This window comes from Nocardioides lianchengensis (assembly GCF_900101465.1).
GTDB classification, from domain to species: Bacteria; Actinomycetota; Actinomycetes; order Propionibacteriales; family Nocardioidaceae; genus Nocardioides; species Nocardioides lianchengensis.
The window spans coordinates 92,078-118,426 of record NZ_FMZM01000017.1 but is presented as its reverse complement, the minus strand read 5'-3'; the positions used below and the strand labels follow the sequence as shown (position 1 = coordinate 118,426).

Genomic DNA, 26,349 nt, shown 5'->3' with positions numbered 1-26,349 from the left:
GATCCCCAGCGCCTGCGCGACCGCGGCATCGTCGGGGAACTGACCCAACGCCGAGGCCAGCCGGTTGCGCGTCTCCTCGATCTCACGACTCTTACGACGCACCGACCGCGACGCCCAGTCCACCGACCGCAGCTCGTCGAGCAACGCACCCCGGATCCGCGACGCGGCGTACGCACCGAACGCCACCCCCCGCGACTCGTCGTACGAACGCGACGCCTTCACCAGCGCCACCAGACCAGCCGAACGCAGATCATCCCGATCCACATGCGACGGCACCCGCGCCATCGTCTCGCGCACCAGGTGCGCCACCAACGGAACGTGCATCTCCGCCAACACGTTCGCCGCGTCCAGATCCAGAACCGTGGAGAGAGGGGCGGCATCGAGAAGGGCCGTCGTCTGCGTCATGGGAATATTCCAAACGATGTGATTCTGAGAACAGGCAAAGAACCGTCAAGGAATGATCAAGTTCACTGGACCGCCACCAGCACGCCGATCTTGTCGATGCGGTGCTCGGGGTTGTCGAACTCGTCCGACCAGTAGTTCCCCGCGGCGTGGTCCTCGATGGTCGCGCAGGTCGACAGCGTGATCATGGCGCGGGTCGGCTCGACCCCCGGCCGACCGGGGACGGCGGCGCGCTGCTCGCGCAGCGACCGCGGGGAGCGGAAGGACGTCTCGCGGGTCGCGGTGATCCGGTAGGTGTAGCGGACCCCGCCCGCTTCGACGTGCACGCGATCGCCGCGGCGCAGGCTCGGGAGGAACTCGAACGCCCGCGTGGACGAGAGCCGGTGCGCGGTGACCTGGTAGTTGCCCACGCCGCCCGGACCGGTGCCGCCCCGAGGTCCGTGGGGGCTCGCGGCCCGACCCCGGTCCTGGATCGCGGTCCCGGGGGCGTCGTCCGTGAAGCCCTCGTAGGGCACGACGACCAGACCGGACAGGTCGAGGCCGGGGATGCTCAGGGTCGCGCGTCGCGGGGTCCCGTCGCTGGGGACCGGGCCGGGTTCCGCCGTCGTACTCGGCGCGGGCTCGACGGGTGGCGTGGAGGACGGCGCCGCCGGCGCGGAGGGTACGGCGGACGACGGCGGCCGCGGGTCCGGCTCGCGCCGGGACGACGAGTCCTCCGTGGTCGAGCACGCGACCAGGACCGGGGCGAGCAGCAGCAGCACGCCCCGGCGGTGGAGGTCAGACCTGCCCAAGACGGGGCAGCACCTTCTCGCTGAGCTCCGTGGTCCAGGCGACCGGGTCGTCGCCGCCGGGCACCAGGGTGATCAGCGCGATGCCGAGCGCGGCGTACGCCTCCATGGAGGTGAGGAAGGCGTCGACGTCCGTGAGCGGGTCGGCCATCGCGATGATCGTCTTCTCGATGCGGTCGTAGTCGCGCCCGAGGTCGTCGCAGTGGCCGCGCAGCACGTCGAGCTTGTGGGCGACCACCTCCGGCGACTCGCCGAACAGGTTGCAGGCGTCGGCGTGCTGGGCGACCAGCCGCAGCGTCTTCCTCTCGCCGGAGCCGCCGATCAGGATCGGCGGGTGCGGCCGCTGGACGGACGGCGGGACGTTCACGGTCTCGGCGAGCCGGTAGTGGGCGCCGTCGTACGGGCCGTCGTCGTCGCTCCACATCTGGAGGCAGACCTCGAGAGCCTCCTCGAGCCGCTCGAAGCGCTCCTTCAGCGGCGGGAACGGGACGCCGAGGCCCCGGTGCTCCCGGTCGTACCAGGCGGCGCCGATGCCGAGCATCGCGCGACCGCGCGAGAGCACGTCGAGGGTGGTGACGGTCTTGGCCAGCAGGCCCGGGTGGCGGTACGTCGTCCCGGTCACCAGCAGGCTCAGCCGGACCCGCTCGGTGACGGCGGCGAGGTAGCCGAGGGTGGTGTAGCCCTCCAGCATCGGCTCGGCCGGGCCACCCAGGTCCTCCATCTGGAACCAGTGGTCCATCACGGTCAGCAGCGACGCGCCGCCCTGGTCGGCCACCCGTGCCGTCTCGGTCAGCCGATCGGCCAGCCGCTGGTCCCAGCCGGGGTGGGAGAAGTTCGCGTAGTGGATGCCGACGTCCATGAGGGCGAGGTTAGCCCCGGTGGTGAAGGGTTACCGCCCGCTCATGAGCAACGAGAGCAGTGAGCGGGCGGTCCAGCTGGAGGCCGTCCAGGCCGTCGTCGACCGGGTCAGCTCCTGGCAGGACGGCGCCACCGAGGGCACCGTGGCCAGCGAGCTCCGCAAGGGCGCCACCGAGGTCGGCGTCGAGCTGACCGAGGACGAGATCGAGAAGCTGGCCGATGCCATCGAGTCCGAGCACGGCGCGGTCTCGGCGGCCGACGTCCTGTCGTCCTGACCGTGTCCGGTCCCGACGCCGCCCACCGACGTCCCGAGGGCGTCTCCGACGCGACGGTCAGCGCGCTCGGCACGCTGTCCGAGGCATTGGAGGCGGTCGAGGCCGCGCGTGGCTTCCTCTACTCCTTCCACCGCCTCAGCGGCACCGCCGACCTGACCCTCGGCGAGGCCGTCGACGAGCTCCGCGAGGCCGGCCACCTCGAGCTCGCCGACCGGATCGAGCGGGAGCTGGTCGGCCGCAACATCCTCGAGGGCCGGTGGTCCTTCCAGGTCGTCGAGGAGTACGACGACGGCTACTACTCCGTCTTCAAGGACCTCGAACGGATGGCCCGTGACGAGCTGGTCGCCGGGAAGCGGCACCTGTTCGAGGCCGAGATGAAGGAGGACCGGCGTACCGAGGGCCTCGAGCGGCACGCCGCGACCCCGGAGGGCGGCACTTAGCCCCAGTGCCCCGGCCGCTTCAGCCGGGCGGTGAGCCGGGTGGTGTCGCTCCCCCGCGCCGCGTTCACCTGCGGCTGGGTCAGGAACAGCGCTCGTGAGAGGTCGGTCCCGCCGACGTCGGCACCTCGGAGGTCGGCCCCCAGGAGGTCGGCGCGGTCCAGGTCCAGGTCGCGGAGGTCCGCGCCCAACAGCAGCGCTCCGCGCAGGTCGGCCCGGCGCAGGTCCCGGGCCCGCAGGTCGGTACCGGAGAGGTCACCGTGCCGGTGGTCGGGTCCGGCACCGCGCACGGCCCGACTCGTCGCGTCGAGCAGCGGGCCGATCTCGTCGCGCAGCGCGAACGGGTCCGCCGACAGCACCGTCGCCGGGTCGCCCGCGGCGAACGCGGCCACCCGGTCGTGCAGGTCGTCGACCTCGGCGCCCAGGCCTCGGGCCTCCTGCAGCAGGACCAGCAGCTCGTGCAGGTCGCGCACCCGGGCGAAGACCGCGAACATCTCGGAGGCCGTCCCGGGCTCCTCTCGCCACGAGACCCCGCCGTACGTGACCTGGGCGACGTGCTGGCCGGCCCCGAAGCACTCGAAGACCGTGCACCCCGTCATCCCGTCGGCGCGCAGGGTGGTGTGGATCCCGCAGCCGTAGGACTCCCCCAGGTTCCGGCACGGCGTGTCCGGCAGCTTGTCGAAGGCGAAGTCGGCCGAGCGCCGGAAGGGCAGGGCGGTGCAGCACAGCCCGAAGCAGCGCGAGCAGTCGGAGGCCAGGTCCACGGCTCGCATCATCCTCCTAGGGTGGAGCACATGAGCGTTCCCACTCGCACCCTGAACGACGGCCGCGCCATTCCCGGGGTCGGCTTCGGCACCTACCCGCTGACCGGCGACGACGGGATCGCCGCCGTGGTCAGCGCGCTCGAGGTCGGCTACCGGCTGCTGGACACGGCCGTGAACTACGAGAACGAGCGCGAGGTCGGTGAGGCGATCCGGCGCTCGGGGGTGCCGCGCGACGAGCTCTTCGTGACCAGCAAGCTGCCCGGCCGCCACCACGGGTACGACGACGCCGTCGCCAGCGTGCACGCCTCGCTGGAGCGACTCGGTCTCGACCACCTCGACCTGCACCTCATCCACTGGCCCAACCCCAGCGTCGACAAGTACGTCGAGGCCTGGCGCGCGCTGGTCGACCTGCGCGAGCAGGGCCTGGTCCGCTCGATCGGCGTCTCGAACTTCACCGAGGCCCACCTGGAGCGGATCATCGCCGAGACCGGCGTGACGCCCGCCGTCAACCAGGTCGAGCTGCACCCCTACTTCCCCCAGCGCGAGCTGCGCGCGGTCCACGAGCGCCTCGGGATCCAGACCGAGTCGTGGAGCCCGCTCGGCAAGCGGCAGGCGCCCTTCACCGAGCCGCCCGTCGCCGCCGCCGCCGAGAAGTACGGCGTCACGCCCGGCCAGGTCATCCTGCGCTGGCAGCTCCAGCTCGGCTCGGTCCCCATTCCGAAGTCGGCGACGGTCGAGCGGCAGCGGGCCAATCTCGACCTGCTCTCCTTCGACCTGACCGGCGACGAGACGGAGGCGATCACCGCGCTCGGGCGGGCGGACGGGCGGCTCTTCGACGGCGACCCGGACACCCACGAGGAGATGTGACCGGCCCGCGGACGCCGTACCTGCGGGTCGACGTCGAGCGGTTGGACGCGAACCTCCGCCGCGTCGCGGCGGGCGCGGTGTCGGCCGGGGTGTCGCTGCGGCCGCACGCCAAGACCCACAAGTCGCCCGAGGTGGCCCGCCGCCAGCTGGCGGCGGGCGCGGTCGGTCTCACCGTGGCCACCGTCGGTGAGGCCGAGGCCTTCGCCGACGTCTGCTCCGACCTGTTCGTGGCGTTCCCGCTCTGGGTCGACGACTCCGCGGCGACCCGGCTGCGAGCGCTGGCCGAGCGGGCGGTGGTGGCGATCGGGGTCGACTCGGTGACCGGCGCCGAGCAGGCCGGCCGGCTGCTGGGCGGGACCGGGGTCGAGGTGCTGGTCGAGGTCGACAGCGGCCACCACCGCACGGGCGTCGCTCCGGACGACGCCGGGACGATCGCGACCGCCGCCGAGCGGGCCGGACTGCCGGTGCGCGGCGTCTTCACCTTCCCCGGGCACAGCTACGCACCCGCCGGACGGGCCGCCGCGGCGGCGGACGAGGCGGCGGCCCTGGTCGGTGCGGCCGCGTCCCTCCGGGCCGTCGGGATCGAGCCACGCGTGCTCAGCGGCGGCTCGACCCCGAGCCTGGCCGCGGCCGACCCCGACGTGCTGACCGAGCTCCGTCCGGGCGTCTACGTCTTCGGCGACGCCCAGCAGTGGGAGCTCGGCGTCACCGGGCCGACCGACATCGCCCTGACCTGCCGGGCCACCGTGGTCAGCCACGCGGGCGGACGGCTGGTCCTCGACGCCGGAAGCAAGGCGCTCGGGGCGGACCGCGCGCCGTACGCCACCGGCTGGGGCCGGCTCCCGTCGTACGACGACGCCCGGGTCGTGCTGCTCTCCGAGCACCACGCCGTCGTCGACCTGGCCGGGGCCGACCTCCCGCCGCTCGGCGCGACGGTGGACGTGGTCCCCAATCACGTGTGCGCCGCGGTGAACCTGCACGACGTCCTCTGGGCCGCGTCCGGGGACGGACTGGAGCCTTGGTCGGTCACGGCCCGCGGCCGGAACGCGTGAGCCGCTCCCCTACGATCGGCCGCATGTCCTCCCTGAAGCGCCCGCTCGCCGTGCTCGCCGCTCTCGCCTCCGTGGCCCTCCTCGCCGGTTGCGGCGACGACGACTCCAGCGCCGGCACGGGCACCGACCCCGGATCGTCGACCTCGTCCAGCTCGTCCGCCCCGGCGGGCGAGGGCACCGGGGTCTCCTGCGACTACCCGACCGACCCGCAGGGTGCGGCCAAGGAGGTCGAGCCCCCTCCGGCCGACGCCACCGTGAGCGGCCAGGTCGCGGTCACCTTCGCCACCAGCCTGGGCGACCTGAAGGCCACCCTCGACGCTGACGCGGCGCCGTGCACGGTCGGCTCGATCGTCTCGCTCGCCGAGCAGGGCTACTTCGACGACACCACCTGCCACCGGGTCACCACCAGCCCCGGCTTCGGCGTCCTGCAGTGCGGCGACCCGACCGGCACCGGCACCGGCGGCCCCGGCTACACCATCCCGGACGAGCTGGAGCAGACCAAGGACTACCCCGCCGGCACCCTGGCCATGGCCAACACCGGCGCCCCGAACTCGGGCGGCTCGCAGTTCTTCATCTGCTACACCGACACGCAGCTGCCCCCGTCGTACACCGTCTTCGGCACGATCGACGAGGCCAGCAACCAGCTGGTCGCCGACGCCGCTGCCGCCGGCACCGCCGACGGCGGCCCCGACGGCGCCCCGAAGACCCCGATCGACATCAGCTCGGTCACGCTGGACTGAGGTCGGCGGGTCGGCGGGCGGTGCTGTAACGCGATGTTCGCCGCACTGGAGACGCGCTGCAGCGCGTACCTAGTGCGGCGAACATCGCGTTACAGCTGCGGCGCGTCCGGATAGCGGGCGCAACCGCCGCGTCAGAACGGGAAGCGGACGCCGGTGAGGTCCTCCGAGCGGGTCCAGAGGGACTTGGCCAGGTCGGGGTCGAGGGCGCGCTGGCTCCGGCCCACGGCCGTCGGCCAGCCGCGCATCTCGCCGAGGCCGTGCGGGCCGACGTAGGTGTTGCCGGGGACGTCCATGGTCGCGGCGTAGAGGGTGGGGAGCGCGCCCTGGGCCGCGGGCATGCCGACCAGCGGGTGGCCGTAGCGGCCGACGAGGGTCTTCAGCGGGCTGCCGGTGTTGGCGGTGATCGCGGTGACCGTCGAGCCCGGGTGCGCGCCGGTCGCGCGCAGGGTCGACCCGGCCGCGGTGAGCCGGCGCTGCAGCTCGGCGAGGAACAGCATGTTGGCCAGCTTGGAGGCGGCGTAGGCGGCGTACGGCTGATAGCGCCGGCGCTCCCAGAGCAGGTCGTCGAGGTCGAGGTCGCCGGTCAGGTGCGAGCGCGAGGAGACCACGACGACGCGGTCGGTGATGCGCGGAAGGAGCAGGTTGGCCAGCGCGAAGTGGCCGAGGTGGTTGGTGGCCAGCTGCAGCTCGAAGCCGTCGACGCTGCGGGAGAAGGGCAGGCCCAGCACGCCGGCGTTGTTGACCAGGACGTCGACCTCGCCGCACGCGTCGGCGAACGACCGCACCGACTCCAGCGAGCTCACGTCGAGCAGCGCGACCTCGACGTCACCGGCCATCTGCGCGGCCGCCTGCTCGCCCTTCGCGGCGTTGCGCACGGCGAGGGTGACGCGGGCACCCCGGTCGGCCAGCACCTTCGCCGTCTCGAGGCCGATGCCGCCGCTGGCGCCGGTGACGACGAACCGCCGTCCGTCCTGACGGGGTACGGCGTCCCAGCGTCGGACCCGGCCCATCACTCCACCGGGCCCGCGACGTACCGCACCGGGTCGCCGATCTGGACGGTGCGCCCGACCGAGCAGAGCCGTCCCTCGATCTGCTCCAGGGCCCGGGGCAGGAACGCGCGGGCCTTGTCGCCGCCGTCGCCCTCGGGGAAGGTCACGTCGAAGGTGACCCGCAGGTCGACCAGGTGGTTGCCGAGCTCGTCACGCACCTTGTGGCCCTCGCTGCGGGCGGCGAAGGACGCGAACGGCGCGCGCTTGCCGGTCAGGTGCTCGAGGTCGATCGCCCCGCAGCCGGCGAGGGCCACCAGCAGCAGCTCGACGGGCGTGAAGCTGTCGTCGTCGCCGCTGCCGACCGGCAGCACTCCCCCGCGGACGTTCGTGGCGGCGAAGGTGAAGTCGCCGGTGCTCTCGAGGGTGACGGTGCGGTAGGTCTCGGGCTGCTCGCTCATGGCCGAAGACTGCCAGACCGACACGCCCGGGACGCGGCCCGACTTGAATCCCGGGAACGGACCGGGTTGCGTGGAACGCGACCTGCCCGCCAATCGGAAGGCGAGTTCATGCTCACCCTCACCGAGAACGCCAGCACGATCGTCAAGGACATCTCCACCCAGCCCGGCCTCCCGGAGACCGCCGGACTGCGCATCACCTCCGAGAACGCGCCGGAGCCGGCCTTCGCCGTCAGCGCGGCCGACCAGGCCCAGCCCGGTGACCAGGTGGTCGAGCAGTCGGGGGCCACGATCTACCTCGACGAGACCGCCGCGGTGATGCTCGACGACAAGATCCTCGACGCCGCGGTCGATCCCTCCGGGAAGGTGGAGTTCGCGCTCGGGCTCCAGGCCTAGCCGCTCCCCCATCGACGCGAAGGCCCGGGTTCCGCTACGGCGGGCCCGGGCCTTGGTGTGTCGCGCGAGAGGCGCTCAGCGCTCCCGGCGCGTCGTACGACGGAGGCGGCGGGCCGCCTCGCGGACCACGGTCAGGTCGCGGGTCTGGGCCGCCCCCTGACCACGCTGGATCCGGCCCTCGACGATGCCGCGGGCCAGGTGGATCTCGGTGTGCATGGGGTGCGCTTCACTCTCTGCCCCGTCATGGGCCATCGACGTCTTTGTCTCTTACAGAGTACGTCGGCCGGAACCGCCGGACCTGAATCCCCGGAGCGGTGACGTGCACCACCCGCCAGCACCCGACCTGCCTTCCGGCACCTGTCAGGATCGAGCGCATGACCACCACGACCCGCGAGATCCACCTGGCCTCCCGCCCGCAGGGCTGGCCGACGCCCGACAACTTCCGCACCGTCGAGGTCGAGCTCGACGATCCCGGCCCTGGCGAGGTGCTGGTCCGCAACACGGTGCTGTCGGTCGACCCCTACATGCGCGGGCGGATGAACGACGTGAAGTCCTACGTCCCGCCGTTCCGGCTCGACGCCGCGCTCGACGGCGGCGCGGTCGGCGAGGTCGTCGCCTCGGGCGACGACTCGCTGCAGCCGGGAGACACCGTGCTGCACCAGCTCGGCTGGCGCGAGCACGCCCGCGGCCCGGCCCGGGCCTTCCGCAAGGTCGACGTCTCCCAGGTCCCCGCCTCGGCGTACCTCGGGGTGCTCGGCATGCCCGGCCTCACGGGGTACGTCGGGCTGACCCGGATCGCCGAGGTGCGCGAGGGCGACACGGTCTTCGTCTCGGGCGCCGCCGGTGCCGTCGGCTCGATCGCCGGCCAGCTCGCCCGCAAGCTCGGCGCGACGACGGTCATCGGCTCGGCGGGCGGACCGGAGAAGGTCGCGTGGCTCACCGGCGAGCTGGGGTACGACGTCGGCCTCGACTACAAGGCCGGCAGGATCGGCCGGCAGCTGGCCGAGCACGGCCCGGTCGACGTCTACTTCGACAACGTCGGGGGCGACCACCTCGAGGCCGCGATCTTCTCGATGGCCGACTTCGGCCGGATCGCCGCCTGCGGGATGATCGCCGACTACAACGCCGAGGCGCCCGCGCCGGGACCCCGGAACCTGATGATGATGATCAGCAAGCGGCTCAGCCTGCGTGGCTTCATCGTCACCGACCACGCCGACGTCGCAGGTGAGTTCTACGAGCGGGCCGGGGCCTGGCTCGCGGCGGGTGAGCTCTCCTATCGGGAGACGTTCGAGGACGGCCTCGACCGAACGGTCGACGCGTTCCTCGGGGTGCTCTCCGGCGCCAACACCGGCAAGATGCTCGTCCGCCTGTGACGAAGGGCCGGGTCAGCACCCGCGGTGCTGACCCGGCCCTCGCTCACGGTCGGTGGACGGCGCTCAGCCGACCAGCACCGTGAGCATCTTCATGCCGCTGACCACGTGCCCGAGCGGGGCGGTCTTCTGGGTGCGGACGAACGAGACCTTGCGCCGGCCCATGAGGTACTCCTCCTCCTCACCGCCGAAGTCCATCTTGTTCGGCGTGCCGACCTGGACCTGGACCTGGTCGTGCCGGACCTGGGCGGCCAGGGCCGTACGGACCTTCGCCACCGAGGATCCGGAGGTGTCGGTGTAGGCGCCGTCGCCGCCCTGGGCGACCAGCATCAGCAGGCCCGGGGAGCGCTTGGGCAGCTTGATCGGCTTCAGGGGCAGGACCTGCTTGCCGGCGCGGCCGCCGACGACCACGCGGAGCCGGATCGACTTGCCGGCGCGGCCGAAGGCCGGCGAGCGCCGGGTGATCTTGACCCACTGGCCGCCGCGCTTCTGCTCGACCGCGCTGATCGCGTGCCGGCGCAGGTCGTTGGTGACCGCGGCCTTGGCGGAGACGGACGTGATCTTGACGCCGTCCAGCTGGCCGAGGGAGTAGACCAGCTCGGCCACCCCCATGTGGGCCTCCAGGCCCAGGTCGGTGCTGGTGAAGCGGTCGGTGAAGGCCAGTGCGAAAGGCTTGGAGCCCTCGGTGCCGGTGATCCGCCAGGTGAGCAGCGAGGTGCCCTTGGCGGGCCCGTCGATGACCCGGTCCTGGTTGGCGATCAACTGGTAGAGGCTCGCCTCGGCGAGGAAGTCCGGGACCGAGACGGCGGTGCGGCCGGTGCGGGCGCGGGTGCCGTAGGTGACCGTCGAGGTGATGGTCGCCGCCGACGGCGGGGCGCCGAAGGTGCCGGTGACGCCCGTGGTCCGGTCGTCGGTGATGGTGCCGACCGCCGGCGCCAGGTTCGCGACCTTGAACGGCGAGCCGAGCGAGTCCGGCTGCACGTAGATCGCGTCGGCCGGGTGCAGGCCCATCGTCGTGGCGCCCAGCAGCACCATCGGGTGACCGAAGCCGACCACCCGGCCGTTGCAGACCGAGGTCACCGTGCCGACGCCGGCCAACGCGACGTCGCCGTACGCCGCCGAGACGCCGAGGTTGCCGCCGGCGACCAGGGTCTCCGGGCCCGCGGCCTGGGCCGAGGCCCGGCCGAGCAGGTAGGTGCTCTTGTCGAGGAACGCGGGACCCTTGGTCTGCAACTGGGCCAGGCGGCGCGCCGAGAGGCCGGAGACGCCCAGCGGCATGGGCAGTTCGCGGAAGCCCTGGGCGGCCTTCGCCGTGCTGATGCCGGCGGTGGCGGCGACCTTGCGGGCCGCCGCACCGCGCAGCGGGACGCGGCTGGCCGGGGTGGCGGCGAGGTAGTCGTCCATGTCCTCGAAGGGCGTGACGCCGGCGATCGGCGAGGGGCCGGCGGACAGGCCGTAGGCGACGGCGCCGATGAGGCGACCGTCCTGGGCGTAGACCGGCGAGCCCGACATGCCCTGCCAGATGCCGCCGGTGCGGGTGAACTCGGGCATCTCGACGTCGACCATGATCATGTCGACGTCGGGGGCGATGCCGTCCTCCAGGACTCCCAGGACCGTGCCGGTGAAGCCCACCGGCGTGGTCCCGCGCGTGACGGTCAGCCCGGTGACCTCGTCCTCGGCGGCGAGCTCGTCCACCGGGAACGCCTGCTTGCAGTCCGCGGTCGGGTCGGCCGCCTGCGCCGGGGACCCGAGCGAGGACCCGACGGCCGGCAGGCCTAGGGCCAGGGCGGCCACGGTCGCCAACGACACCATCCGGTGGCGGCGGTGGATCAGGGACATGGGGGAACACCTTCCGAGTGCGAGGGCGGCCACGACGGTCATCGGGTCCGCGGAAGGCGAAGCCTAGGTAAAGCACCGGGTCCCCGCCCCCGGAACGGGAGAACCCACCCCAAACCCTAGGGTGAGGCTGTGACCTCGACCGCTCGGAGCCTTCAGCACACCGAGGCCCGTGCCCGGGCCGCCCTCCTCGAGGTCCAGGGGTACGACGTCCGCCTCGACCTGGCCTCCGACGAGGCGACCTTCGGCTCGGTGACCACCATCGCCTTCACCAGCCGAGGCGGCCCGACCTTCCTCGACCTCAAGCCGGTCCGGGTCAACGCGCTGCGGCTCAACGGCACCCCGCTCGACCCCGACCTCCTCGAGCGCGGCCGGCTGCCGCTGGAGACCCTCGAGGGCGCGAACGAGCTCGTGGTCGACGCGGTGATGCCGTTCCGCAACGACGGCGAGGGCCTGCACCGCAGCGTCGACCCAGCCGACGGCCGGCACTACGTCTACGGGATGTCCTTCATGGACGCCGCCCCCACGATCTTCGCCTGCTTCGACCAGCCGGACCTGAAGGCGCCGTACACCTTCCACGTGCGGGCGCCGCTCGACTGGACGGTGATCGGCAACGGCGCCGCCACGCAGGTGGAGCCGGGCCTGTGGGAGCTGGCGACCACGCAGCCGCTGTCGACGTACTTCGTGACCCTGGTGGCCGGGCCGTACCACGTGATCCACGCCGAGCACGACGGCATCCCGCTCGGCCTCAGCGCGCGGCAGAGCCTGGCCGCCGGGCTCGAGGCGGACGCCGAGGAGCTGGTGACGCTGACCGGCCAGTGCTTCGACGAGCTGCACCGGCTGTTCGGGATCCGCTACCCGTTCGGGGCCTACCACCAGGCCTTCGTCCCCGAGTTCAACGCCGGCGCGATGGAGAACCCCGGCTGCGTGACCTTCCGCGACTCGATGGTCTTCGACTCCCGGGTCACCCGCGGCACCCGGCTCAACCGGGCCTCCACCATCGCCCACGAGATGGCCCACCAGTGGTTCGGCAACATCGTGACGCCGCGGTGGTGGGACGACCTGTGGCTCAACGAGTCCTTCGCCGAGTACCTCGGCAACCGGGTCGCCGCCGACGCGACCGAGTACGCCGAGGCCTGGGTCGACAACGCCTACGCCCGGCGGCTGTGGGGCCTCACCGCCGACCTCGGCCCCGGCACCCACCCCGTCGCCGGCAACGGCGCGGTCGACGCGGTCGCCGCGCTCCAGGACTTCGACGGCATCTCCTACGCCAAGGGCTCGACGATCCTGCGTCAGCTCGCGACGTCGCTCGGCGACCCGGTCTTCCTGGGCGGCGTGGTCGACCACCTCGAGCGGCACCGGTTCGGCAACGCCACGATGGCCGACCTGCTCGGCAGCTGGGAGCGGGTCGGTGCGGGCGACCTCTCGGCCGTGACGTCCGAGTGGCTGCGCACGGCCGGCGCCGACACGATCGTGCTCGACCGGACGGCCGGCGTGCTCCGCCGTACTCCCCCGGCGGGCTCGCCCGCCGACCGCGCCCACACCTTCCGGGTCGCCGTCCACGACGCGGCCGACGACGCCTGGCGACTGGAGCCGGTCACGGTGGCCGGTCCCGAGACGTCGTACGACGCGGGCGGCACGCCGGTCCTCGTCGACCCGTACGGCGAGACCTGGGCCGTCGTCCCGCCCGACCCGGCGACGCTCCGCGCCCTGGTCGACCTGCTCCCGCGCGTGAGCGACCCGCTGCTGCGCTCGGGCGTGTGGAACGGCGTGCGCGAGGGACTGCACGTCGGCGTGCTCGACCCCGCGGACGTGCTCGACCTGGTCGTGGCCCACCTGCCGGTCGAGGACACCGAGGACACGCCGCAGCGGGCCAACCCGCGGCGCACCCTGCCCTGGGTCTTCCAGGTGCTGCTGCCACTCTGCCCACCCGGCTCGGTCGCCCGCGTGCACGCCGCCGCGCTCGACCGGCTGACGGCCGCCGAGTCCGGCTCCGAGCTGCAGCTCGCCGCCTTCCGCACAGCGATCCGCTCGGCCGGCGACGAGGCCACCCTCCGCGGCTGGCTGGGCTCCGCCCCGGACGGCATCGACCCCGACCTCGAGCTGCGCTGGCGGGCGCTGCACCGGCTGGCCGTCCTCGGGGCCACCGACCCGGCCGAGCTCGACGCCGAGCTCGACGCCGGGCCCACCTCGCAGACCCGGGTCGAGCACACCCGGGCGATGTCGTCGCTCCCGACGGCTGCGGCCAAGGAGTTCGCCTGGGCGCGGTTCAGCGGCGAGGTCGACGCGACCAACTACGAGATCGAGGCGGCCGGGCTCGGGATGTGGCAGCCCGGTCAGGAGTCGCTGACCACGCCGTACGTCGAGCGCTTCTTCGCCGCCCTGCCCGGGCTGGCGGCCGTGCACAGCGGCTGGGTGCTGGGCGAGGCGACCGAGGCGTTCTTCCCCGCGACCGCGCTCGACCGCGCCACGGTGGACCGGGTCGCGGCGGTGGCCTCGTCGACCGGCCTCGACCCCACCGTGCGCCGCCGGGTCCTCGACGCGGGCGACCGGTTGGCGCGGATGGTGGCCGTGCGGGCGGCGTACCCGTCATGAAGGCGCGTCGCCCCGGCCCGACCGTGCGGGCCCGCGTGCAGGAGCTGATCGGCGACGCCGTACGACGGCACGAGGACCGGCTGGCCACCGAGGAGCCCCTGGAGATCCGTCTGGAGTGGCCGGGGGTCGCCGCCCGGCGGGTCTGGGTGACCATGCGGACGCCGGGCCACGACTTCGAGCTTGCGGCCGGCTGGCTGCGGCACGAGGGGGTCGTCGGCGCCGGGTCCGCCGTCCACGGGGTCGCCTACTGCACCGACGAGGCGCTGACGGCCGAGCAGGAGTTCAACGTCGTCACCGTGGCCCTCGACGGTCCGCCCGCAGCCGACCCCGGGCACCGGCACAACGCCGCCTCCAGCGGGTCGTCGGCCTGCGGGGTCTGCGGCAAGGACAGCGTCGCCGCGGTCCTCGACGTACCACGGGGCGCGCGGTGGGCGGGTCCCGTGCCGGCGCCGGACGTCGTGCGCACCCTGCCCGGTCGGCTGCGCGAGCACCAGCAGGTGTTCGGCCGCACCGGGGGCGTGCACGCCGCGGCGCTCGCCGACGCCGACGGACGGGTGCTGGTGGTCCGCGAGGACGTCGGCCGCCACAACGCCGTCGACAAGGTGACCGGGGCGCGGCTGCTCGCGGGCGAGCCGGTGGCCGGCGCCTGCCTGGTCGTCAGCGGACGGGCGGGCTTCGAGCTCGTCCAGAAGGCCGTGGCCGCCGGCACCGGCTCGCTGGTCGCGGTCGGCGCCCCCACCAGCCTCTCGGTGCGGCTGGCCGAGGAGGCGGGCCTGGTGCTCTACGGGTTCACGTCGTCCGAGCGCTGCGTCCGCTACGCCTGATCGATCACACCCGGCGTGGGGACGCCGGCTTGTCGGTGCCGCCTCCTAGGTTCGTCCTGTGCGCCTCCTCCACACCTCCGACTGGCACCTCGGCCGGTCGTTCCACCGCGAGGGGATGCTGACCCACCAGGCGGCGTACGTCGACCACCTGCTCGAGGTGGTCGACTCCGAGCGGGTCGACGTGGTGCTGGTGGCCGGCGACGTCTACGACCGCGCCCTCCCCCACGTCGACGCGGTCCGACTGGCCGACGAGGCCCTCGCCCGGTTGGCCGCCTCCCGGGCCCAGGTCGTCCTGACGAGCGGCAACCACGACTCCGCGCAGCGGCTCGGCTTCAGCTCGCGGCTGATCGACGCGGCGGGCGTCTTCATCCGCACCGACGCGGGCCGGGTCGGCACGCCGGTGCTGCTGGAGGACGAGCACGGCCCGGTCGCGATCCACGGCATCCCCTACCTCGACCCCGACGCGGTCCGCGAGCCCTGGGGCCTGGCCGCCCGCTCCCACGAGGCGGCCCTGGCCGAGGCGATGCGGCGGGTCCGCTCCGACCTGACGGGCCGCTCCGCCGCCACCCGCTCGGTCGTCCTCGCCCACGCCTTCGTGGCCGGCGCCGAGCCCAGTGACTCCGAGCGCGACATCAGCGTCGGCGGCGTCTCCCGGGTGCCGACGTCGGTGTTCGACGGGATCTCCTACACCGCGCTGGGCCACCTCCACGGCCCTCACACGCTCACTGACGCGGTGCGCTACAGCGGATCGCCGCTGGCCTACTCGTTCTCGGAGGCCGATCAGCGCAAGGGCTCCTGGCTGGTCGACCTCGGCCCCGCGGGCGTCACCTCCGCGACGTTCGTCGAGGCCCCGGTCCCGCGCCGGCTCGCCCGGCTGCGCGGCGAGCTGGACGCGCTGCTGGTCGACCCCGCTCTGGCCGTCCACGAGGACGCCTGGGTTCAGGTCACCCTCACCGACGCCGTGCGTCCGACCCGGGCGATGGACCGGCTGCGCGACCGCTTCCCCCACACCCTGCTGCTCGGCTTCGAGGCCGCGGTGCCGGGTCTGGGCGCGCTGCCGGCCGCGCGCACCCACGGCCGCACCGACCACGACGTCGCCCACGAGTTCATGACCGACCTGCGCGGGGTCGCGCCGACCGAGGAGGAGACGACGCTGCTGTTCCGTGCCGTCGACGCCTGCTGCGACGACCCCGACGTCGACACCGTCTTCACCGAGAGCGGGGAGGACGACTGATGCGCCTGCACCACCTCGAGATCACCGCCTTCGGCCCGTTCCCCGACACGGTCGAGGTCGACTTCGACCAGCTCTCCGGTGCCGGGCTCTTCCTGCTCTCCGGCCCGACCGGCGCCGGCAAGACCAGCGTCCTCGACGCGGTCTGCTTCGCGCTCTACGGCGACGTCCCCGGTGACCGCGCGACCGCGCGCCGGCTGCGGTCCGATCAGGCCGCCTCGGGAGTCGCCCCCCGGGTCACCCTCGAGGCGACCCTGTCCGGACGTCGCTTCCGACTGGTCCGCTCCCCCGCGTGGGAGCGACCCAAGAAGCGCGGCTCGGGCACCACCTCCCAGCAGGCCTCGGTCACGGTCTCCGAGCGGATCTCCGGCGAGTGGGCGCCGCTCACCAGCCGCCTCGACGAGGCCGGCCACCTGATCAGCCGTCTCGTCGGCATGAACCTCACCCAGTTCACCCAGGTCGCGATGCTCCCCCAGGGGCGCTTCCAGGCCTTCCTGCGCTCGCGCTCGGAGGAGCGCCACCAGCTGCTCCAGCGGCTCTTCCGCACCGGCCGGTTCGAGGACGTCGAGCGGTGGCTGCGCGACCGCCGCCTCGAGCTGCGGCGCTCGTCGGAGACCGCTCACCAGGACGTCGCCGACCTGGTCAGCCGGGTCTCGGAAGCGGCGACCACGCCCCTGCCCGACGAGTGGGACGTGCGCGACCTGACGGCCCCGGCCGAGGCCGGGTCGCTGGCTTCGTGGTCGGACCGCCTGCTCGCCGAGGCGCGCGGCGCCCTGGCCGGCTCGGCGGCGGCGACCCACGCGGCGACCCAGGTCGAGCGGTCGGCCCGCTCCGCCCTCGACTCCGGTCGGGCGACCGCCGACCAGCAGGCGCGGGTCGAGGCGGCCGCGGCCGAGCACGCCCTGCTCATCGGTGCCGCCGACGAGCACGCCTCCGCCCGCGAGCGGGTCGACGCCGGTCGGCGGGCGGCGTCGGTCATGCCGCTGTGGCGGGTCGCGCGTGCCGCGCGGGAGGCCCACGAGGTCGCGGCGGCCGACGTACCGGTCGGGGTCGAGCGCACGTCCGTGGAGACCACCGTGGCCGAGCTGGCGGACGCCTCCGCGCGCGTGCGGGCGCTCCGGCCGCGGGCCGACCGGCTGGTCGAGCTCGACCAGCGGCTCGCCGAGCTGCAGGAGCACGGCCGTGAGGTCACCGAGGCCCTCCGGGTGGCGAGCGAGCGGTCCGGTGAGCTCCCGACCCGGATCGCCACGCTGCGGGAGTCTCTCGAGGAGGCCCGCGCTGCCGCGGCGACGGTCGAGTCGGCCGCCGCCCGGCTGGCCGCCCACGACGAGCTGAGCGGGCCGACCGGGCTGACCGCCCTGCTGGAGCGGGCCCGGGCCGAGCACGCCGAGGCGCGCGAGCAGACCCTGACCCGTCGTACGACCTGGCTGGACCTGCGTCAGGCCCGGCTGGAGGGCATGGCCGCTGAGATCGCCCACGCGCTCGTGGTGGGCGAGAGCTGCCCGGTCTGCGGCTCCCATGAGCACCCCCACAAGGCGGCCCGGTCGGCGGACGCACCGGATGCGTCCGCCGAGAAGGCCGCCCACAAGGCCGTCGACGCGGCCGCCGCGCTCGAGCACCTCCGGGAGGAGGAGGCCCGCGACCTCGCCACCCGCCACGCCGTCGTCACCGAGCGAGCCGGCGACCCCGCCGAGCTCGACGAGCTCCGTGCCCGGCACGGCGGCCTCCGCGCGACCGCCGCCGGCGTCCCCGGCCTGGAGCGGACGCTCGCCGCGACCGAGTCCGAGCTCGCTGCGACCGCCGAGACCGCCCGCCGACTGGAGGCCGACGCGGCCGAGACCACCGCGTCCCTGCGCCTGCTCGGCCAGGAGGCCGTCTCCCACCGGGCCGAGGTGACCCGGCTGCTGGAGCCCACGCCCCACGGATCCCTCGACGACCTCGAGGCCGACCTCCACGACCGGGACCGGGACGCCCGCGCCCTCCTGCTGGCCCTCGACGCCCGCGACGCGGCCGCGGCCCGGGCGTCGGAGTCCGCGACCGCCCTCGACGCCGCAGCCCGGGACGCCGGGTTCGACGACCCGGCCGCCGCGGCCGCCGCGGCGCTCGCGCCCGACGTGCTCGAGCGGCTCGCCGCCCAGGTGGCCGACCACGACCGCCGGCTCGCCAACGCCGAGGCGATCCTCGCCGAGCCCGGCGCCGACCAGGTCGGCCTCTTCCCGCCGCCCGACCTCCGGGCGCTCACCCGCGCCCACGACCGGGCCCATCGCGCCCTCACCACCGCCCGCGCGACCGAGCAGGCCGGCTCCGGTCGCGTGGAGCGGCTCTCCCTCCTCGTCTCCGAGCTGGGCGGCGCACTCCAGCGCTGGGCGCCGGTGCGCGCCGAGCTCGACCTGACCACCCGCCTGGCGAGCTTCGTCGAGGGAAAGGCCCCCGACAACCGGCTCCAGATGCGCCTGTCCGCCTATGTCCTCGCCTACCGGCTCTCCCAGGTCGTCGCGGCCGCCAACGAGCGGCTGGCCCGGATGAGCGACCAGCGCTACTCCCTCGAGCACACCGGCCACCGCGGGGCCGGGGAGACCCGTGGTGGCCTGAGCCTGCTGATCCGCGACGACTGGTCCGGCGAGTCCCGGGACCCGGCGACCCTCTCCGGCGGCGAGACCTTCGTCGTGTCGCTCGCGCTCGCCCTCGGCCTCGCCGACGTGATCACCCAGGAGACCGGAGGCGCCGACCTCGACACCCTGTTCGTCGACGAGGGCTTCGGCGCTCTCGACGCCGACACCCTCGACGACGTGCTCGACACGCTCGACTCGCTGCGCGACGGGGGTCGCGTCGTCGGCGTCGTCAGCCACGTCGCGGAGATGCGCGACCGGATCCCCACCCAGCTCGTCGTGACCAAGGCCCGAACCGGCTCGACGATCGCGGTCACGGGCTGATCGCCTCGGGTAGGTTCGGTCGCATGAGTGGCCAGCAGGTCGATCCCAGCTTCCTCTCGCTCCCCTACCGCAGTCTGGGCGACACCGCGCTCGCGCGGGCGCAGGAGCTCGGGGCGAGCCACGCCGACTTCCGCTTCGAGCGGGTCCGCTACCAGGACGTCGCCGTCCGCGACGCGGTGTTGCAGAGTGCCAGCGACCGCGAGGATCTGGGCTTCGCGGTCCGGGTGCTGCACGGTGGCGCGTGGGGCTTCGCGTCGGGCGTCGTCCTCACCGACGAGGAGGCGGTGCGCGTGGCCGAGACGGCCGTCGCGGTCGCCCGGGTCGCGGCCGCGATGACCCCGGTGCCGGTCGAGCTGGCCCCCGAGCCCGTGCACGCCGACGTGACGTGGGTGTCGTCGTACGACGTCAACCCGTTCGACGTCCCCGTGGCCGAGAAGGCCGCCGTGCTCGTCGGGTGGACGGAGCGGCTGCGCACCGGCGCGGCCGTCGACCACGCGTCGGCGTACCTCCAACAGGTCCTGGAGAACAAGTACTACGCCGACCTCACCGGCACCCGCACCACCCAGCAGCGGGTCCGGATGCAGCCCGGCTTCGAGGCCATGGGCGCCGGCGCCGACACCTTCGACGCGATGGCCAGCATCGCCCCGCCCGTCGGTCGCGGCTGGGAGTACGTCGTCGGCCGCGGACCGGAGGCCTGGGACTGGGACGCCGAGGTCGACGAGGTCCCCGAGCTGCTCGCCGAGAAGCTGAAGGCCCCGAGCGTCGAGGCCGGCAGCCACGATCTGGTGATCCACCCGAGCAACCTGTGGCTGACCATCCACGAGTCGATCGGCCATGCCACCGAGCTCGACCGCGCGCTCGGCTACGAGGCCAACTACGCCGGCACCTCGTTCGCGACGTACGACCAGCTCGGCACGCTGCAGTACGGCAGCGGTGTGATGAACGTGACCGGCGACCGCACGCTGGAGCACGGCCTGGCCACCGTCGGGTACGACGACGAGGGGGTCGAGACCCAGTCCTGGGACATCGTGCGCAACGGGGTCCTGGTCGGCTACCAGCTCGACCGCGCGATGGGTCTGATGAAGCCGGAGCTCAACGGCGGTCGCTCCAACGGCTGCGCGTACGCCGACTCCCCGGGCCACATCCCCATCCAGCGGATGGCCAACGTCAGCCTCCAGCCCGCTCCCGATGGCCCGAGCACCGAGGAGCTGATCGGCCGGGTCGAGCGCGGCCTCTACGTCGTGGGCGACAAGAGCTGGTCGATCGACATGCAGCGCTTCAACTTCCAGTTCACCGGTCAGCGCTTCTACCGGATCCGGGACGGCGAGCTGGTCGGGCAGGTGCGCGACGTCGCCTACCAGGCCACCACCACGGAGTTCTGGGGGTCGCTGGAGGCGGTCGGCGGTCCGGACACCTGGGTGCTGGGCGGCGCGTTCAACTGCGGCAAGGCCCAACCCGGGCAGGTGGCGTCGGTGAGCCACGGCTGCCCGACGTCGCTCTTCCGCGGCGTCAACATCCTCAACACCACCGACGAGGCGGGCCACTGATGACCACCCAGCAGTCGACGCTGTCCCCCCAGTCCTTCGTCGAGCACGCGGTCGCCACCACGCTGGCCGACGACTGCGTCGTCCTCGTCCACGACAAGACCAGTGCCAACCTGCGCTGGGCCAACAACACCCTGACCACGAACGGCGTGATGCACGGCGTGACCGTCACGGTGATCTCGTTCGTCCGCACCGCCGCCGGTGTCTCGACCGGCTCGGTCACCGGCAGCGCGACCACCCAGGCCCAGGTCACCGCGCTCGTGGAGGCCGCCGACGCCGCCGCCCGGGCGGGATCACCCGCCGAGGACGCCGCCGACCTGGTCCGCGACCGGGTCTCCCCCGACTGGGCCGACGGGTCGGTCCCCACCGACGTCCACGTGTACGACGCCTTCGCCCCCGCGCTGGGCGAGGCCTTCGGCCGGGCCACGGCGGCCGACCGCGTCCTCTACGGCTTCGTCAACCACGAGGTCACCACCACCTACCTCGGCTCGACGACCGGGCTCCGGCTGCGGCACGTCCAGCCGACCGGCCACTACGGCTGCACCGGCAAGACGGCCGACCTCACCCAGAGCGCCTGGGTCGGGGGCGCCACCCGCGACTTCACCGACGTCGACGCGCTCGCCATGGACGCCACGCTCGCGCAGCGGCTCGGCTGGGGCGCTCGGCAGGTCGCGCTGCCGGCCGGCCGCTACGACACCATCCTGCCGCCGACCGCGGTCGCCGACCTGATGATCGACGCCTACTGGTACGCCGGCGCCCGGGTCGCCTGGGAGGGCCAGTCGGTCTACAGCCGGCGCGGCGCCGGCACCCGGATCGGCGAGCGGATCGCCCACCCCGGGGTCGGTCTGTTCTCCGATCCGTCGTACCCCGCCCTGGAGTGCGCGCCCTTCGCCGTGGCCTCGCGCTCCGGCAACGAGTCCAGCGTCTTCGACAACGGCCTGCCCCTGGTGCGCACCGACTGGATCCGCGACGGCGAGCTGACCGCGCTGCTGCAGACCCGGCACTCCGCCGCGATGACCTCGCAGCCGGTCACCCCGGCCATCGACAACCTGGTGCTGAGCGTCGACGGCGCCACCGGCTCCGTCGAGGACCTGGTCGCCGGCACCGAGCGCGGCCTGCTGCTGACCTGCCTCTGGTACATCCGCGAGGTCGACCCGCAGTCGCTGCTCCTCACCGGGCTCACCCGCGACGGCGTCTACCTCGTCGAGAACGGCGAGATCACCGGCGCGGTCAACAACTTCCGGTTCAACGAGAGCCCGATCGACCTGCTCGGCCGGTTCACCCACGCGTCCGCGACGGTCCCGAGCTTCAGCCGCGAGTGGGGCGACGACTACTTCTCCCGTACGGCGACCCCCGCCCTGCGGGTCCCGGACTTCAACATGTCGAGCGTGTCGCAGGCGCAGTGACGCAACCCGGTGCCGTGGTCGGGCGTATCCCTCCCGACAACCGACACGACGCACCAGGAGCACCACCATGCACAGCACCACCCGCCTCGCCCTCGCCACCGTCTCCCTGATCGGGACGGTCGCCGGCGTGGCGTTCACGCCCGCCTCCGCGACCGCAGGCCCCGAGTCCGTCCGGGAGCGTGGCGTCGTCCTCGTCTGCACCGGCACCCTGAAGGAGAGGCAGGTCGTGGTCGAGGTCTACGAGAACGACACCTACGGCAACTCCGTCTCCGTCGTCATCGGCGATCCGGACGCGGGAGGGGTCCACGGATCGAGGAGCACCACGACGAGCCTGTGGGCCGGCCGGCGAGTAGAGGCCACCGTCCGGGTCCAGGGCCGGCGGGCCGCCGTCACGGGCGTGGCCAGGAAGACCGGTCCGCGCATCGCCGTCCACGACGAGTTCGACGACGCCGGCCAGCACATCGTCGCGGACGGCTTCCACCGCCGCCTCCGCACCGACCTGACCCTGACCTACCGCAAGAGCCGGGTCCCGCTCACCTGCGCCCCGGCCTTCCGCTACGACGTCCAGGTCACCAAGGAGGACGTGGGCTGACCAGTCGAGGGCCGAGTCAGCACTACTGGTGCTGACTCGGCCCTCAACTCCTGTTGACTCGGCGCTACTCGGCGAAGGCCTCGGGGGGCGGGCAGGCGCAGACCAGGTTGCGGTCGCCGTACGCCTGGTCGATCCGGGCCACGGGCGGCCAGTACTTGTCCGGGTCGACGCCGGTCGGGAAGACGGCCAGCTCGCGGGAGTACGGGCGGTCCCAGTCGCCGACCAGGGCCCGCGACGTGTGCGGCGCGCCGCGCAGCGGGGACTCCTCGGGGCTCCACTCCCCCGCACCGACCCGGTCGATCTCGGACTTGATGGCGATCATGGCGTCGCAGAAGCGGTCGATCTCGGCCAGGTCCTCGGACTCGGTCGGCTCCACCATCAGGGTGCCGGCCACCGGGAACGACATGGTCGGGGCGTGGAAGCCGTAGTCGACGAGCCGCTTGGCCACGTCGTCGACGCTCACGCCGGTCTCCTTGGTCAGCCCCCGCACGTCGAGGATGCACTCGTGGGCGACCAGCCCACCGTGACCGGTGTAGAGCACTGGGAAGTGCTCGCCGAGCCGTGCCGCCACGTAGTTGGCCGACAGCACCGCCGACGCGGTCGCCCGGGTCAGGCCCTCGGCACCCATCAGCCGGATGTAGGCCCACGAGATCGGCAGGATCCCCGCCGAGCCGTACGGCGCCGCGCTGATCGGACCGATCCCGGCCCGCTTGTCGGCCTCCGGGTGCATCCCGTGCGTCGGCAGGTACGGCGCCAGGTGCGCGCGCACCGCGACCGGTCCGACCCCGGGACCACCGCCGCCGTGCGGGATGCAGAAGGTCTTGTGCAGGTTCAGGTGGGAGACGTCCCCGCCGAACTCGCCGGGCTTCGCGTAGCCGAGCAGCGCGTTGAGGTTGGCGCCGTCGACGTACACCTGGCCGCCGTGGGCGTGCACGACCTCGCAGAGCTCGGTGATCGTGTCCTCGTAGGCGCCGTGCGTCGACGGGTAGGTCACCATGATGGCCGCCAGGTCGTCGGCGTGCTTCTCGCACTGCGCGCGCAGGTCGACCAGGTCGACGGTGCCGTCGTCGGCGGCCTTGACGACCACTACCCGCATGCCGGCCATCACCGCGGACGCGGCGTTGGTGCCGTGGGCCGAGGACGGGATCAGGCAGACGTCGCGCGTGGCGTCTCCGTTGGCCCGGTGGTAGCCACGGATGGCGAGCAGGCCGGCGAGCTCGCCCTGCGAGCCGGCGTTCGGCTGGATCGACACCCGGTCGTAGCCGGTGACCTCGGCCAGCCAGCCCTCCAGCTCGGTGACCAGCTGCAGGTAGCCGGTGGCGTCCTCGGCGGGCGCGAACGGGTGCAGGTCGGCGAAGCCCGGCAGCGACACCGGCTCCATCTCGGTGGTGGCGTTCAGCTTCATCGTGCAGGAGCCGAGCGGGATCATCCCCCGGTCCAGCGCGTAGTCCCGCGCGGACAACCGCCGCAGGTAGCGCAGCATCGCGGTCTCGCTGTGGTGCGTCGAGAACACCTCGTGCGTGAGGTACGGCGTCCGCCGCCGCAGGGTCTCCGGAAGCGACTCGCCCGCGGCCGCGTCGACCGCGTCCAGGTCGGCCTCCACGCCGAAGGCGTCGAGCAGCCGGACCAGCGTGGAGCGGGTCGTGCACTCGGAGGTCGAGACCCCCACCCGGTCGGCGTCGACGAGCCGGAGCTGCAGGCCCAGCTCGCGGGCCTTCGCGACCACGTCGGCCGCCCGGCCCGGCACGACCACCTCGACGGTGTCGAAGAACTCGGCGTGCGAGACCGACAGACCGCCCCCGGCGAGGGCGGCGGCCAGCACCGCGGCGTACCGGTGCGTGCGCGTCGCGATCGCCCGCAGCCCCTCGGGACCGTGGTAGACGGCGTACATCGAGGCGACCACGGCGAGCAGCACCTGGGCGGTGCAGATGTTGGAGGTCGCCTTGTCGCGGCGGATGTGCTGCTCGCGCGTCTGCAGCGCGAGCCGGTACGCCGGGCGGCCCTCGGCGTCGACCGAGACGCCGACCAGCCGCCCGGGCAGGTGCCGCTCCAGGCCGGCCGCGACGGCCATGTAGCCGGCGTGCGGGCCGCCGTAGAAGAGCGGGACACCGAAGCGCTGGGTGGAGCCGACGACGACGTCGGCACCGAGCTCGCCGGGCGACTCCAGCAGCGTCAGGGCGAGCAGGTCCGCGGCCACGACGGCCAGGGCGTTGCGCTCGTGGGCCGCCTCGATCACCGACCGCGGGTCGAGGATCCGGCCCGACGCGCCGGGGTACTGCACGAGCACGCCGGACAGCTCACCCTCCGGGAGCCCGGCGGACAGGTCGGCGACGACGACCTCGATGCCCATCGCCTCGGCGCGGGTACGGACGACCTCGATGGTCTGCGGGAGCGCGTCGGCGTCGACGATGAACGGTCCGGACGCCTTGCGATTGCCCCGTCGTACGAGCGTCATGGCCTCGGCCGCGGCCGTGCCCTCGTCCAGCAGGCTCGCGTTGGCGGTGGGCAGCCCGGTGAGGTCGCCGACCACGGTCTGGAAGTTGATCAGCGCCTCCAGCCGACCCTGCGAGATCTCCGGCTGGTACGGCGTGTAGGCGGTGTACCAGCTCGGGTCCTCGAGCACGTTGCGCCGGATCACCGGCGGCGTCAGCGTGGCGTGGTAGCCGAGGCCGATCATCGCCTCCCCCGGGCGGTTGGCGCCGGCGATGGCCCGGAGCTCCCGGGCGGTCTCGTCCTCGGTGAGGGCCGGCGGCAGGTCCAGCTCGGCGGCGGGGCGGATGCCCCCCGGGACGGCGGCGGCCATCAGGGCCTCGAGCGAGTCGAACCCGAGCCGGGCCAGCATCGTGTCGACGTCGGCGGGACACAGCCCGACGTGGCGGTCGACGAACGGGAGGGCGGCATCGAGCTCGGCGAGCGATGGGACGTCAGACAACGGGGCTCCTCGAATCCAGAAGATGGGTCGATCGGCCTCCCCCTCTGTCGGAGCACCGTCGCTCCTCCAGAGTCGCCTGCTCCACGCGGTCCGGTGGCCTGAGAGGTTCCGGGGAGGAATTGCCCCTTCGGCGCCCCGCCCGGCGAACCGGTCGAGGACTCTCCCGCGCGGGATGGTCAGCAGATCAGAATCTACCAGCCGCAACGCGAACGGTCCGCCACCCCGAAGGGCGGCGGACCGCGCAGATGTCGATATGTCGACCTGTGGTCGAGTCGATGTGTCGCCGAATCGTCAACCGGCGTTGCGGGCCGCACGGCGCGCGGCGAGCTCGTCGCTGGCGCTCGCGGCCGGAGCGTCCTCGGCGGTGCGCTCGCTGGGCAGCTCGGCGAGCGTGCCCTCGATCTCGCGCCAGACCCCGCCGATCGCGATGCCGAAGACGCCCTGCCCACCTTGGAGCAGGTCGATGACCTCGTCGTTGCTGGTGCACTCGTAGACCGAGGCGCCGTCGCTCATCAGGGTGACCCGGGTGAGGTCCTCGGTCCCCCGCTCGCGCAGGTGCTGGACCGCGGTGCGGATCTGCTGCAGCGAGATGCCGGCGTCGAGCAGGCGCTTGACGACCTTCAGCAGCAGGATGTCCTGGAAGGAGTAGAGGCGCTGCGAGCCGGACCCCTTGGCCCCGCGCACCGTCGGCTCGATCAGGCCGGTGCGGGCCCAGTAGTCGAGCTGGCGGTAGGTGATGCCGGCCGCGTTGCACGCCGTCGGACCCCGGTAGCCGGTGTCGCTGGGCAACGGCGACACGTCATCGGTGAAGAGGAGCCCCTGCTCGTCGGCAGCCTCGACAGCCGCGGCTGCCTCGGGGTTCAGCTCCTGCTCGTGCTCGTTCACACGGTCCTCCGGGGGTCTACTCCGTTTGCACGTAACTACCGGGGAAGGTGCTGAAGCCGAGCGCGAGGCGCAACCACAGCGGTGGAGTTACAACAGAGACAGTTCAAGGTATGCCCCCGCCGGGAGGTGGTCAAAGATGTCGGCGGCGTGTCGCAACCCTCAACCTCAGGTTGAGGGT

Annotated in this window: 24 protein-coding genes and 1 riboswitch; of the genes, 14 read left to right on the top strand and 10 right to left on the bottom strand. The window is 73.4% G+C overall.

Annotated elements, in window-relative coordinates:
* The 3 genes from BLT76_RS24155 to BLT76_RS24145 form a co-directional block, all read right to left on the bottom strand.
* Nucleotides 1-405 (bottom strand): sigma-70 family RNA polymerase sigma factor (locus tag BLT76_RS24155; protein WP_280139660.1); only part of this gene is annotated, 405 nt, incomplete at its 3' end.
* A 62-nt stretch (nucleotides 406-467) separates the two neighbouring features.
* Complete coding sequence (locus BLT76_RS24150; RefSeq protein ID WP_170867240.1) at nucleotides 468-1,163, bottom strand: sortase domain-containing protein; 696 nt, start codon at nucleotides 1,161-1,163, stop codon at nucleotides 468-470.
* Between the two features lie 16 nt (nucleotides 1,164-1,179).
* Complete coding sequence (locus BLT76_RS24145) at nucleotides 1,180-2,049, bottom strand: LLM class F420-dependent oxidoreductase (protein ID WP_090860863.1); 870 nt, start codon at nucleotides 2,047-2,049, stop codon at nucleotides 1,180-1,182.
* A gap of 43 nt (nucleotides 2,050-2,092) precedes the next feature.
* Here BLT76_RS24145 and BLT76_RS24140 point away from each other — a divergent pair, with 43 nt between their 5' ends.
* On the top strand, nucleotides 2,093-2,323 hold the full coding sequence (locus BLT76_RS24140; RefSeq protein ID WP_090860862.1) for a hypothetical protein: 231 nt from the start codon (nucleotides 2,093-2,095) through the stop codon (nucleotides 2,321-2,323).
* A gap of 2 nt (nucleotides 2,324-2,325) precedes the next feature.
* On the top strand, nucleotides 2,326-2,763 hold the full coding sequence (locus BLT76_RS24135; RefSeq protein WP_090860861.1) for a hypothetical protein: 438 nt from the start codon (nucleotides 2,326-2,328) through the stop codon (nucleotides 2,761-2,763).
* Here the strand turns inward: BLT76_RS24135 and BLT76_RS24130 are convergent.
* A complete protein-coding gene (locus tag BLT76_RS24130; protein ID WP_090860860.1) occupies nucleotides 2,760-3,536 on the bottom strand; it encodes a pentapeptide repeat-containing protein in 777 nt (258 codons plus the stop codon). The genes BLT76_RS24135 and BLT76_RS24130 overlap by 4 nt on opposite strands.
* Nucleotides 3,537-3,554: 18 nt before the next feature.
* Here BLT76_RS24130 and BLT76_RS24125 point away from each other — a divergent pair, with 18 nt between their 5' ends.
* Genes BLT76_RS24125 through BLT76_RS24115 form a run of 3 tightly spaced genes read left to right on the top strand, consistent with a single transcriptional unit; the run spans nucleotide 3,555 to nucleotide 6,183 of the window.
* On the top strand, nucleotides 3,555-4,391 hold the full coding sequence (locus BLT76_RS24125) for an aldo/keto reductase (RefSeq protein WP_090860879.1): 837 nt from the start codon (nucleotides 3,555-3,557) through the stop codon (nucleotides 4,389-4,391).
* A complete protein-coding gene (locus BLT76_RS24120; protein WP_090860859.1) occupies nucleotides 4,388-5,443 on the top strand; it encodes an alanine racemase in 1,056 nt (351 codons plus the stop codon). Before BLT76_RS24125 ends, BLT76_RS24120 begins: the two co-directional genes overlap by 4 nt.
* Before the next feature lie 23 nt (nucleotides 5,444-5,466).
* Nucleotides 5,467-6,183, top strand: a complete 717-nt coding sequence (locus tag BLT76_RS24115) for a peptidylprolyl isomerase (RefSeq protein WP_090860858.1) — start codon at nucleotides 5,467-5,469, stop codon at nucleotides 6,181-6,183.
* 131 nt (nucleotides 6,184-6,314) lie between these two features.
* Here the strand turns inward: BLT76_RS24115 and BLT76_RS24110 are convergent, their stop codons facing one another.
* Both BLT76_RS24110 and BLT76_RS24105 read right to left on the bottom strand, forming a co-directional pair.
* The gene (locus tag BLT76_RS24110) at nucleotides 6,315-7,193 is read right to left on the bottom strand and encodes an oxidoreductase (RefSeq protein WP_090860857.1); all 879 of its coding nucleotides are present in this window, start codon (nucleotides 7,191-7,193) and stop codon (nucleotides 6,315-6,317) included.
* Entirely contained in the window at nucleotides 7,193-7,630 is a 438-nt protein-coding gene (locus BLT76_RS24105) for an OsmC family protein (protein WP_090860856.1), read from the bottom strand. Before BLT76_RS24105 ends, BLT76_RS24110 begins: the two co-directional genes overlap by 1 nt.
* 108 nt (nucleotides 7,631-7,738) lie before the next feature.
* Between BLT76_RS24105 and BLT76_RS24100 the strand changes: the two genes are divergently transcribed.
* Nucleotides 7,739-8,023 (top strand): Fe-S cluster assembly protein HesB, encoded by a 285-nt coding sequence (locus BLT76_RS24100; protein ID WP_090860855.1) that lies wholly within the window; start codon nucleotides 7,739-7,741, stop codon nucleotides 8,021-8,023.
* Nucleotides 8,024-8,098: 75 nt separating this feature from the next.
* Here the strand turns inward: BLT76_RS24100 and BLT76_RS26025 are convergent, their stop codons facing one another.
* Complete coding sequence (locus tag BLT76_RS26025) at nucleotides 8,099-8,239, bottom strand: hypothetical protein (RefSeq protein ID WP_170867239.1); 141 nt, start codon at nucleotides 8,237-8,239, stop codon at nucleotides 8,099-8,101.
* 158 nt (nucleotides 8,240-8,397) lie between these two features.
* On the opposite strand from BLT76_RS26025, the gene BLT76_RS24095 reads away from it, so the two are divergent.
* Complete coding sequence (locus BLT76_RS24095) at nucleotides 8,398-9,396, top strand: NADP-dependent oxidoreductase (protein ID WP_090860854.1); 999 nt, start codon at nucleotides 8,398-8,400, stop codon at nucleotides 9,394-9,396.
* Between the two features lie 63 nt (nucleotides 9,397-9,459).
* On the opposite strand, the gene BLT76_RS24090 is transcribed toward BLT76_RS24095, so the two are convergent.
* Nucleotides 9,460-11,232 (bottom strand): SpoIVB peptidase S55 domain-containing protein, encoded by a 1,773-nt coding sequence (locus tag BLT76_RS24090; protein WP_139175848.1) that lies wholly within the window; start codon nucleotides 11,230-11,232, stop codon nucleotides 9,460-9,462.
* Between the two features lie 129 nt (nucleotides 11,233-11,361).
* On the opposite strand from BLT76_RS24090, the gene pepN reads away from it, so the two are divergent.
* From pepN to BLT76_RS24055, 7 genes are all read left to right on the top strand, one after another.
* Nucleotides 11,362-13,824, top strand: a complete 2,463-nt coding sequence (pepN, locus tag BLT76_RS24085) for an aminopeptidase N (RefSeq protein ID WP_090860853.1) — start codon at nucleotides 11,362-11,364, stop codon at nucleotides 13,822-13,824.
* Nucleotides 13,821-14,648: a formate dehydrogenase accessory sulfurtransferase FdhD gene (locus BLT76_RS24080; protein ID WP_090860852.1), complete on the top strand. Its 828-nt coding sequence runs from the start codon at nucleotides 13,821-13,823 to the stop codon at nucleotides 14,646-14,648. The genes pepN and BLT76_RS24080 overlap by 4 nt, the downstream gene beginning before the upstream one ends.
* 58 nt (nucleotides 14,649-14,706) lie before the next feature.
* Nucleotides 14,707-15,882, top strand: a complete 1,176-nt coding sequence (locus BLT76_RS24075; protein WP_090860851.1) for an exonuclease SbcCD subunit D — start codon at nucleotides 14,707-14,709, stop codon at nucleotides 15,880-15,882.
* Nucleotides 15,882-18,812, top strand: coding sequence for an AAA family ATPase (locus BLT76_RS24070; RefSeq protein WP_090860850.1), 2,931 nt, complete (start codon nucleotides 15,882-15,884; stop codon nucleotides 18,810-18,812). Before BLT76_RS24075 ends, BLT76_RS24070 begins: the two co-directional genes overlap by 1 nt.
* 23 nt (nucleotides 18,813-18,835) lie before the next feature.
* Nucleotides 18,836-20,359, top strand: a complete 1,524-nt coding sequence (locus BLT76_RS24065; protein WP_090860849.1) for a TldD/PmbA family protein — start codon at nucleotides 18,836-18,838, stop codon at nucleotides 20,357-20,359.
* Nucleotides 20,359-21,762: a metallopeptidase TldD-related protein gene (locus BLT76_RS24060; RefSeq protein ID WP_090860848.1), complete on the top strand. Its 1,404-nt coding sequence runs from the start codon at nucleotides 20,359-20,361 to the stop codon at nucleotides 21,760-21,762. The genes BLT76_RS24065 and BLT76_RS24060 overlap by 1 nt, the downstream gene beginning before the upstream one ends.
* 67 nt (nucleotides 21,763-21,829) lie before the next feature.
* Complete coding sequence (locus BLT76_RS24055) at nucleotides 21,830-22,354, top strand: hypothetical protein (RefSeq protein WP_090860847.1); 525 nt, start codon at nucleotides 21,830-21,832, stop codon at nucleotides 22,352-22,354.
* A gap of 64 nt (nucleotides 22,355-22,418) precedes the next feature.
* Here the strand turns inward: BLT76_RS24055 and gcvP are convergent, their stop codons facing one another.
* Together gcvP and BLT76_RS24045 are read right to left on the bottom strand one after the other, a co-directional pair.
* On the bottom strand, nucleotides 22,419-25,286 hold the full coding sequence (gcvP, locus tag BLT76_RS24050; protein ID WP_090860846.1) for an aminomethyl-transferring glycine dehydrogenase: 2,868 nt from the start codon (nucleotides 25,284-25,286) through the stop codon (nucleotides 22,419-22,421).
* A gap of 76 nt (nucleotides 25,287-25,362) precedes the next feature.
* Nucleotides 25,363-25,462: riboswitch (glycine riboswitch) on the bottom strand.
* 115 nt (nucleotides 25,463-25,577) lie between these two features.
* Nucleotides 25,578-26,171, bottom strand: coding sequence for a MerR family transcriptional regulator (locus BLT76_RS24045; protein WP_090860845.1), 594 nt, complete (start codon nucleotides 26,169-26,171; stop codon nucleotides 25,578-25,580).
* Nucleotides 26,172-26,349: the final 178 nt, after the last annotated feature.

Bases quoted from the DNA above. Each gene is read 5' to 3' on its own strand.
- BLT76_RS24145 (WP_090860863.1), bottom strand. From the start codon at position 2,049: ATGGACGTCGGCATCCACTACGCGAACTTCTCCCACCCCGGCTGGGAC.
- BLT76_RS24095 (WP_090860854.1), top strand. From the start codon at position 8,398: ATGACCACCACGACCCGCGAGATCCACCTGGCCTCCCGCCCGCAGGGC.
- BLT76_RS24130 (WP_090860860.1), bottom strand. From the start codon at position 3,536: ATGATGCGAGCCGTGGACCTGGCCTCCGACTGCTCGCGCTGCTTCGGG.
- BLT76_RS24140 (WP_090860862.1), top strand. From the start codon at position 2,093: ATGAGCAACGAGAGCAGTGAGCGGGCGGTCCAGCTGGAGGCCGTCCAG.
- BLT76_RS24055 (WP_090860847.1), top strand. From the start codon at position 21,830: ATGCACAGCACCACCCGCCTCGCCCTCGCCACCGTCTCCCTGATCGGG.
- BLT76_RS24100 (WP_090860855.1), top strand. From the start codon at position 7,739: ATGCTCACCCTCACCGAGAACGCCAGCACGATCGTCAAGGACATCTCC.
- BLT76_RS24070 (WP_090860850.1), top strand. From the start codon at position 15,882: ATGCGCCTGCACCACCTCGAGATCACCGCCTTCGGCCCGTTCCCCGAC.
- BLT76_RS24105 (WP_090860856.1), bottom strand. From the start codon at position 7,630: ATGAGCGAGCAGCCCGAGACCTACCGCACCGTCACCCTCGAGAGCACC.
- BLT76_RS24125 (WP_090860879.1), top strand. From the start codon at position 3,555: ATGAGCGTTCCCACTCGCACCCTGAACGACGGCCGCGCCATTCCCGGG.
- BLT76_RS24060 (WP_090860848.1), top strand. From the start codon at position 20,359: ATGACCACCCAGCAGTCGACGCTGTCCCCCCAGTCCTTCGTCGAGCAC.
- BLT76_RS24110 (WP_090860857.1), bottom strand. From the start codon at position 7,193: ATGGGCCGGGTCCGACGCTGGGACGCCGTACCCCGTCAGGACGGACGG.
- BLT76_RS24080 (WP_090860852.1), top strand. From the start codon at position 13,821: ATGAAGGCGCGTCGCCCCGGCCCGACCGTGCGGGCCCGCGTGCAGGAG.
- BLT76_RS26025 (WP_170867239.1), bottom strand. From the start codon at position 8,239: ATGCACACCGAGATCCACCTGGCCCGCGGCATCGTCGAGGGCCGGATC.
- BLT76_RS24065 (WP_090860849.1), top strand. From the start codon at position 18,836: ATGAGTGGCCAGCAGGTCGATCCCAGCTTCCTCTCGCTCCCCTACCGC.
- BLT76_RS24115 (WP_090860858.1), top strand. From the start codon at position 5,467: ATGTCCTCCCTGAAGCGCCCGCTCGCCGTGCTCGCCGCTCTCGCCTCC.
- BLT76_RS24090 (WP_139175848.1), bottom strand. From the start codon at position 11,232: ATGTCCCTGATCCACCGCCGCCACCGGATGGTGTCGTTGGCGACCGTG.